The organism is Morganella sp. HSTU-ASny43, assembly GCF_022819185.1.
GTDB classification, from domain to species: domain Bacteria; phylum Pseudomonadota; class Gammaproteobacteria; order Enterobacterales; family Enterobacteriaceae; genus Morganella; species Morganella morganii.
In genome coordinates, this window is record NZ_WSPG01000080.1 from 1 (window position 1) to 689 (window position 689).

The following is a 689-nucleotide window of genomic DNA, read 5'->3' on the forward strand; positions in this document are numbered from 1 at the left end:
TGACTTTCGACCGCCTTCAGTGCTGACTGAATCTCTTCCGATTTTTTGCTCAGCTCATTGAGCCTGCTCTGTTCAACAGAAAGTTCATCCTGCGCAGCCGCCAGGGATTTAACCGCATCCTCCTGACTGATCAGATGATTAATCAGATAGCCGTTGATACTTGGTCCCGGTGAGGCCAGCATCTGCTGATACCCGGCTATCTCTGATTTTAATCCCTCGACTTTCTGACGCTGCTCATCAACCAGTTTATTTTGTGCAGCCAGGGCTTCTTTGGTTTTCCCCGCATTATCTGACGTTTCCGGCAGCGTCATTTTGTTCAGATTTGCCAGAACCTGATCGATAGCTCCGGCATATTCAAGCGCCGATTGTCTCGCCTGCTCCTGCTTCTGGTACATCGTGTACCAGGCACCGGCACCCAGCATCACCAGTCCGGGTATCCCGCCGATAAGGCCGAGCGCCCCGCCCAGGAGACGGGTGCCGACAGAGGTGATATTGTTCAGGTTATTCTGGGCAATATTGCGGGCATTCACGTTACGGGCAACGGAGGCCTGAGCGGCAGCCAGCCGCTTTTCTGCGGCAGCCTGTGCATCCGTGCCACGTGATGCGGTGAGTGCCTGCTGTGCCCGGTATTCTGCCGCACGCGCTCTGGCAACCGCAATTTGTGTCCCGCGCAGCTGGGCCTGCGCAAG

The 689-nt window shown here is 55.9% G+C and carries 1 protein-coding gene; it reads right to left on the reverse strand.

The annotated features are described in order from the left end of the window. Positions 1-689 (reverse strand): phage tail tape measure protein (locus GN208_RS17840; RefSeq protein ID WP_279577449.1); only part of this gene is annotated, 689 nt, incomplete at both ends.